Annotated in this window: 9 protein-coding genes; 4 read left to right on the top strand and 5 right to left on the bottom strand. The window is 58.7% G+C overall.

Annotated features, from left to right (window positions below):
- The first annotated feature begins 229 nt into the window (after positions 1-229).
- The 4 genes from CVS30_RS17860 to CVS30_RS16615 all read left to right on the top strand — a co-directional run bounded on the left by CVS30_RS17860 (position 230) and on the right by CVS30_RS16615 (position 2,572).
- Positions 230-451, top strand: a complete 222-nt coding sequence (locus CVS30_RS17860) for a hypothetical protein (RefSeq protein ID WP_146233431.1) — start codon at positions 230-232, stop codon at positions 449-451.
- Positions 452-489: 38 nt separating this feature from the next.
- Entirely contained in the window at positions 490-735 is a 246-nt protein-coding gene (locus CVS30_RS16600; protein ID WP_146233432.1) for an ATP-binding protein, read from the top strand.
- 207 nt (positions 736-942) lie between these two features.
- Complete coding sequence (locus CVS30_RS16605; RefSeq protein WP_146233433.1) at positions 943-1,314, top strand: hypothetical protein; 372 nt, start codon at positions 943-945, stop codon at positions 1,312-1,314.
- A gap of 799 nt (positions 1,315-2,113) precedes the next feature.
- Positions 2,114-2,572, top strand: coding sequence for a hypothetical protein (locus tag CVS30_RS16615; protein ID WP_146233434.1), 459 nt, complete (start codon positions 2,114-2,116; stop codon positions 2,570-2,572).
- A 1,645-nt stretch (positions 2,573-4,217) separates the two neighbouring features.
- Here CVS30_RS16615 and CVS30_RS18355 read toward each other — a convergent pair.
- The 5 genes from CVS30_RS18355 to CVS30_RS16630 all read right to left on the bottom strand — a co-directional run bounded on the left by CVS30_RS18355 (position 4,218) and on the right by CVS30_RS16630 (position 6,095).
- Entirely contained in the window at positions 4,218-4,505 is a 288-nt protein-coding gene (locus tag CVS30_RS18355) for an ATP-binding protein (protein WP_281268090.1), read from the bottom strand.
- Positions 4,429-4,641, bottom strand: a complete 213-nt coding sequence (locus CVS30_RS18440) for an ATP-binding protein (protein ID WP_306418796.1) — start codon at positions 4,639-4,641, stop codon at positions 4,429-4,431. The genes CVS30_RS18355 and CVS30_RS18440 overlap by 77 nt, the downstream gene beginning before the upstream one ends.
- A gap of 292 nt (positions 4,642-4,933) precedes the next feature.
- Complete coding sequence (locus tag CVS30_RS18045) at positions 4,934-5,347, bottom strand: Mu transposase domain-containing protein (RefSeq protein ID WP_181419842.1); 414 nt, start codon at positions 5,345-5,347, stop codon at positions 4,934-4,936.
- Between the two features lie 91 nt (positions 5,348-5,438).
- The gene (locus CVS30_RS16625; RefSeq protein WP_110486671.1) at positions 5,439-5,669 is read right to left on the bottom strand and encodes a hypothetical protein; all 231 of its coding nucleotides are present in this window, start codon (positions 5,667-5,669) and stop codon (positions 5,439-5,441) included.
- 147 nt (positions 5,670-5,816) lie between these two features.
- Complete coding sequence (locus tag CVS30_RS16630; protein ID WP_110486672.1) at positions 5,817-6,095, bottom strand: winged helix-turn-helix domain-containing protein; 279 nt, start codon at positions 6,093-6,095, stop codon at positions 5,817-5,819.
- Positions 6,096-7,253 lie beyond the last annotated feature (1,158 nt).

Below are 7,253 nucleotides of genomic sequence, written 5' to 3' on the forward strand. Positions count from 1 at the left end.
CAATGGCTCATCAACACCAATCGCCATCCGACATAAGACAGGCTCAAACACATTACCGGAGGCAAGCAACGTTCCCGGCCACTGCTCGCGGCAGCCTCGAATGCTAAGAGTACTTCCGCGGTGGCGAATCCGCCAGGTGTCATGGTTCGTGGTGCCAGCGACAACCGGGAAGGTGGGTGATTAGGGCCGTGTTTTCAGTTTTCCTCACAGTTGATTCAAGGCACTACGCATGACTTATGTTGTGACCCGCTTTGAAGGAAATATGAAAGAAGACACCAATGACGACGAGACCCCGGAGGGACTATTCCTGCCCGGCGGTGACGACGCGCTGGAAAGGCGTCGCGCGAACAGGACTCAAAAACTCATCCGGGAGGCGAGTTTCCCGCTCCTGGAAGTATCGTCACGGAGATCATCTCCCCGCACGAAGACACCATCAACCCTGCGAGGATGAGACGCTACGCTAACCATGAATGCCACACCCGACACGGCATGCGTTCTACACGCATGGATAATTTGGCTCGCTGTCTGGACTTGGCCAGTGTCGACGGGATGGGGCACCAGAACTTGCTCAATAAACGCAGCGACGTTGACCTGCTCATCGTCGATGATTTCCTCAGCGTGGGCATCGGCCCCAACCTCGCCAGCGACCTGTTCTCCACCCTAGCTAGCAGGGGCCGCCGACCCCGCTGTTCCGGTCAGTATTGGAATTCCGAAATGGTAGTGCCAACTAGGTGACCTTTCATAGCCGGAGATATAAGCAATACACTTTCCCTCGTATTCGGGCCATGATAACCACCTTTAACCCTGCCCACCACCTCCTGCCCTACCGTGACCGAGTTCTGCCGTACCTTACAGATCTCCTGATTCATGATGGGCAGGCAGCCGGCAAGGCGATATGAGCCTGACATCATCAGCGAGCTGCAAGCAGATCAAAATCGATGGGTGGGGCTATCGTCCCCTGACGGCCTATTTGAGGATACGATCCGGGAGGGCTACCGAACTCTCTACCTTCTCGTTGTCCGGCCCGCAGCGATGGTGATGCGGCAGCTGGACATGTTCCTGTTCGATAGCGCTCTGGCCTTCAACCAGCTGTGCCAGGGCGCCGTCGAATCTGTAGATATCTTCCCAGCCTCTCGCGGCACGATGCCGATCAGTGGCCTACCGGGCAAGCCTCCCGCTCAATGGAAAAATGAACGGTCCCGCCAGGCACTGATCTGGTTTCTCGACGCGACCCGGCCTGCCGCTCTTGAGCAGCTGCGCAAGCGGATCACTCGCTTCCGGAGCATGCGCCGGCAACGCAAGCTATTCCACTAGTCGTCCTCGAGAGACAGGCGGGACAGTTTCGACGGGTCTACTATCAGGATCAACACCGATGATGATTCCCCCTGGCCTCCTATGCAATCCAATGCACCAAGATATCTAACCCGTCCAAAAACTGGGAATGAGAACTCGCATTATTCCAGGAATACTATGCACAACGGCAAGAGCAACTGCCAATGGTTATCGATGACAGATGTGTGCAAACCTATGAGCCCTGAGGTTATCAGCAAAACATGGACGGTTGCTCAGGTGGCTTTGCCGTCTGAAATTGGTCGACCTTGTGTTCGTAGTTGACAGAGCCTTGGTAGTCGAGTGCGGAGGGGAGTCGTTGCCTGTTATTGAACTTTATCTTGAGTATTGACCAGATTGACTCCTGACTGTCAGAATCCCGACAGACCCCGGTGCCACCCACCGTCTGGCTCACCTCGATCTGCTTACACACAGCATGCTTCTGGGGTGAGGCAGACGGGGTTCCGCGATCCGCGTGGAACACAAACTTAGACGGGATATCCTCACGCAGGACCATCGCCATGGGCAAGGCCTAGACGTGACTCATTTAGGGTACTCGCGGAATCTCTGGTGCGTGGTTGGGTGCCTTGGTGTGCTGGTGTGCTGTATGGGGTAACGAAAGTCTGCGTGCAGGGAAACCATAGGTAAGGAAGATGGTGTGTATGTGACGGCGTTGTAGGAGGCTAAGGGAGGGATCCTGGAACGGTTGGTGGCCGAGGTGGGCTGGTCCGGGGCGAATGCTCGCCTCCAGTGTGGCGGGCCATCAAGCTGCGGGGACTCCCGTGTGGTGGCACGCAAGCCGAGACCGCCGACGTACGGCTGTGACGCGGTGAAGGTGCTGCAGCAGGTCTGGGTTGTGGCGGGGCAGCCGTGCGGGAAGTACCTTGCCGCGGTCATGGGCACCACGCTGGTCAGCATGGAAGCCCACACCGGCTCCGACACCTTCAACAAGGCTTGGGCCCGCTTCAGCTCTGGGGTGCGTGCCAAGTTGCTGGCGATGAACCCGTTCACGATCGACCGGCTGCTGACACCGTTCAAACTCTCGGCGCCCCCGCCGGGAAGTTCACTACCCGTCCGGTCCCGGCGGAACCAGTACATGGAGGCGGTTCCGATCATGTCCCGGATCCCCGATATTTACTGGCCGCCGGCCCTGGTTGCCATAGATACGGTGGCACACTGCGGCAACAATGACAAGGGTCAGTATGCGTTCATACTGACCGCCGCCAATGTCTTCACCGGATAGACGGTGAATCGGGCGACCAAGAACAAAGCCTCCAAGCGGGTGGTTGAGGCGATGAATGAAATCGAGAACGAGCCCCATGCCCCGATCGACTACATCCATAGCGACAACGATTCTGGCTTCCTCAACGAACCAATGACTACTTGGTACGATACCCATAAAATTCGCATAACCCGGTCCAGACCCCACCATTGGCAACGACAACCCATTTGAGGAACAGACAAGCGGTGTCTTCGTGCACTGCTTGGCGTTCAACTATCGCTACGACACCGACACTGAACTTGGGCTGCTGAACGAGCTCTGGCCGTTGGTGAACCTGCGCAAGAACCTGTTCCCACTGACCGGATCAACGACACCGGGATCACGTTCCAACCCCGACCCCGGCACATGGACAAATTCTATGAAACGCTCGATCTGGTTGGGCAAACAAACAGGAGCAACAAGAACCAGCAGTGACTTATCCGTCTGGCCGCAGCCAAGACCTGCTCCCAAACACTCCACGCAGCCTAAGACCTTGACGAGTATCTTTATATGAGGCACCACGGGCATGGGTGACCAGAGTAGTGTCCTGAACTGAAGCCACCGATCAGCCGAGCACCCGCCGGGAAGATCTGTCACGGACCGCACAGAGATGCGCTCGTCCCGGCTACGTCCGTAAATAGAAGATGTCTGAAATCCAGATAGCATCCAGCCCTCCAGTGCCCCATCGCCGTTCCACCAGGTCCGGGATCGAGTGCGGACGAACCCGTCCCAACCGCGCAGCAGGCTGGAACTTTCGCGGAGAAGTGCCTTCCAAGCGCTGCCGGCGCATAGAGCTTGCGACCGTTGTCATTTCTGCTCCAACGCGATGCTGGCCAGTGCTGCGTGGCTTCTTGGCGCGCGAGAGCTCTCATACGATTCGCCATGGATCCGCAACACGTACCGATCCAACACGCACCGGCGCAAGGCCGCTGCCGACGGAGATGCTGCCTGCATCTGTTGCTCCTAGGCATAGAACCTCGAACGAGAGACTCCCAGCAGCTGCACCGTCTGTGTCACCGGATAGATGACCTTCTCCACGCTCATCAGTTCGAAGCATTCCCATTCGGATGCTTGGATGTGAAGAAGGCTGCGGCTTCTCTTAGGCGCGCTATCCAAAGGGTTATCTCCGACCCATAGAGATAGCCGCTAAAGATCGCAGAGTCGCCGCACATCTTGACGCTATTTGAGCATCCCTCTGGTGAACTTGCTGGGGAACGACTCGATGGCATGGACAATGAATCTCTGCAGAATGCAGTGACTAGATATTCCTCAACCACAGCTCAATGCACGGCCGCTTTGTTGCGCGTTCTCAGTTCGTGGGCCTTCGTCAATGGGTGGGTAAAGAACGGGGTTGCCCTCGGTATTTCTCTCGCCCGGCGGAGTCCATCGACTTCAACGAAAGGATTGGCACCGGGCGAGGTTGCAGCTTTGAAGGACGCCGGTGACTTTGACGGTGTCACTGCTCGACGCGAAACGACCAAGATCATCATGCTGACTCCGGAGAGCGCGGGGTCTTTGTCCGTTCCTTGCTTCTCTTCGCGGTAGGCGCTCATATCGACTTCGTATCAACGCCAACCGAAAATAGGGCCACTTTCGCCATCTGAAGACAAGGCTACGATGTGTTGTTTTATTGTTCCATTATTTGTGGCTTGGTCTGGCCTTGGCGGCAGCTGTTGTCGGAGAGACCGATGACTTCGGCGTGATGAATGATCCGGTCGATCACGGCCGAGAGGATCGCGGCTTCACCGAAGGCGTCGGCCCAGCGGTTGAAGGCCAGGTTCGGAGAATCTTGATCGAACGGGATGTAGCCTACTTCGTCAACGACCAGGAGCTTGTAGCTATGGGGTTTGGCTAGTTCCCCCGCGAGTTGACCCCGGCTGTTGACCCCGACTGTGGGCCTCGGCGAGGCGGGCAACCCAGCCGGTTGCAGAATCGAAGAGGACCCGGTGCCCGGCGTAAGCAACACGGGTAGCGATGCCGACAGCAAAGTGGGTTTTGCCGGTGCCGGGAGGACCGAGCAGGACCACGTTCTTGGCTTCTTCCAAGAACACCCCAGTGCCCGGATAAACGATGAGGGAGTGGACGGAGGGGGCTGGTGATCGAAGGCGAACTCCTCCAGGGTCTTGTACCTGAGGAACCTCGCGCCCTGGATCCGCAACGCGGCGCCGGAGGCTTCACGCTCGGCGACTTCCCGGGAGAGAACCGCAACAAGGTATTCCTCATGGGACCACCCGGTGGAGCGGGCGGTGTCGGCCAGGCGCCGTTAGTCGTCCCGGATCCGTGGTGCCCGCAGCGCCCGGGCGTAGTGCTCAACATCCATGCCCGCGTTCGCGGCGACGGCGATCAGTGCGCGGCTCCAGTCAACTCGAAAGTGTCGTTGGAGGTGGAGATTCCGAAGGCTTGGTCGGAGATGGAGAGGTCCCGCTCCTGCATGGCTGTCTGACCTGGCGGTTTCCGTGCCGTGGTGGTCCGGTAGTCCCGAGGCAGCTCGGCGGCGCGGCTGACATGGGCCGGGTCGGTGAAGATCTGGTGCCGGGCCCATCGGTGTTTATGCCGCGCCAACACCGTAGCGCCAGCGGTGACGGTATCTAAATCTGCTATGACCTGCACCAGCTGGCCGATAGCGGACGGATCCACGGAGTAGTCATTCGAATGAACCCGCACGTAGTAATCCCTGGGCAGACGGATCTCTTTGCGGAACACGGCTCCCGGGGCGATGGGACCCAACGGACGCATTGCCGCCCGGTCTTCGATCACGATGTCTGCCGGGGTGCCGCCGCGGGTGCGTGTGTAGAGGGCGTTGGCGCGTGGCAGCTAGGCGTAGAGCTGGTCGTTGAAGTCATGCGGTTCAATGAAGTCCCGGCCCGGCATGAACCCTCGGCGGAAGAACCCGTTCATTCACTCCATCCACCATGCCCTTGGAGTCAGGATCCCTCAGTGGCAAGTGCTTGATCTCGGTGCCCAACACCCCGGCGAACGCGCTGGCGGCCTCGGTGAGTTTCCCGCGCCCGATCCCGGTCTCGTTGTTCCACAGTAGGCGAGCCGGGACAGCTTCGGCTTCCTGGATCAGCTCCCGCATACCCCCGAGCAGATCCTCGTCTCGTGCGGGAGGGAATCATGCGGGCGCCTGCACGAAGCTGGAACAGGCGCTGGTCATCACCAATACTGGCGGGTTGCGCTCCTGCCGAGTCCCAACGGCGGAGGCTGATGCGGGAACCATAGAACGCTACTGCACCGTTTTGCCTGGTCCAAAGACCAGCCGGTCTGCCGGATCCGCCGGCGCGTACTCCGGCCCGATCGCAGCAACCTTGACCCGGAACAACGAGGTAGACACCCAGTCCAGCCCACACGCTCGGCCAACACTGTTGCCGGCATCCGCGGCCAACGCCCGATCCATAGTGCCACGAGAGACACCCAGCTGCTTCGCCAACTCCTGATTCGAGATCTTCTCGTTCGCAGAGCGGTGGCGGATAGTTGCCCGATCATCCTCATTGATCACCTCCAATGATGTCAGGTGGCCTCATTTTCAATTGGCAAAAAGTGGCCCTATTTTCGCTTGGCGCTGACACAGAATCTGACTAGCTTTCGGTTCACAGATACGAGCCCATGGACTGCTCAGAGTGGGAGCAGCCGCTTGCTCGAGGACCAGCACACAGGCAGCGGGAAGTAGATGTTTTACTCACCGTCGAACATGCTGAATATCGTGATCTCCGTGGCAGTGGTGAGCAACTGGTGTTCACCGATGAGATGAGTAGACACCTTGAAGATACAGCCGCGGTGGTAGACCTGCAGGTGGTACGGGTGATCTGGACCAGGCCCTCCGGCTGATCGCATAGCCGTCCGGTCTGGGCTGGCAGAGCCTCTTAGGTCCGCTGCTGCACGGACATGGTTTTCCCTCGGGCAGTTGTAGTGGTCCCTGAAGCGGATCAGGAGTTTGGAGAGTTCCTCAAGGTTTTTCGGGGAGTGGGATTCGAGGAATCGGTGGCCCGACTTGGCAGCCTCGGGCCCGGCCGAATGAGAGGCCGTTGTCAGACAGTGGTTCTTGTGGGCTCCATGATCTTCGTACCTTGCATGCAGGGTGGTTATCGCGTCGTCACTTTTCCTGCCAGGCAAAGCAGCGGGTCTCGACGCCGAAATGCGTCACGCATCCAGGACCTGGTTGATCGTGGCCTTGGTGATGCCTGTTTCGAGCGATCAGAAGTAGACAGAATCCTGAATGCTCGCCGGGCCAGATAGCTCTTGACGCAACGTCGGCTCACCTTGCAGCTCTTCCTCTCGACGCGGTGTTTCCCGACGACGAGAGGAGAGGATTCACTCCGGCGAGGCAGGTGAAGGTACCCTCGGCACGGGGGATACCCAGAGCCAGATCGTCGTCGCGTTCACGTCACCGGGAGCTCTTCTTGATCTGGACCGGGGTGAGCTTCTTGCAAGTATCGACCGGGTGCGTCCGATCCTTGGGCATGGATTCCTCGACGGTCACCAGAATCTACAGGCCTTGGTGGGTCACTTCATGCAGAAGCGGCGACGCAGTTTCTTCACTGACAATGCCACACAGCCACACAGCCACACAGCCGTCCGGTGGGATTCTGTCAACTGCAACTTTAAACTGACCGGTGGCTGCAGTTTGTTTTGACCGGTGGCAGCAATGGGTTGACCGGTGGCG

Origin of the sequence: Arthrobacter psychrolactophilus, assembly GCF_003219795.1 — a bacterium.
In the GTDB taxonomy this organism is placed as follows: domain Bacteria; phylum Actinomycetota; class Actinomycetes; order Actinomycetales; family Micrococcaceae; genus Specibacter; species Specibacter psychrolactophilus.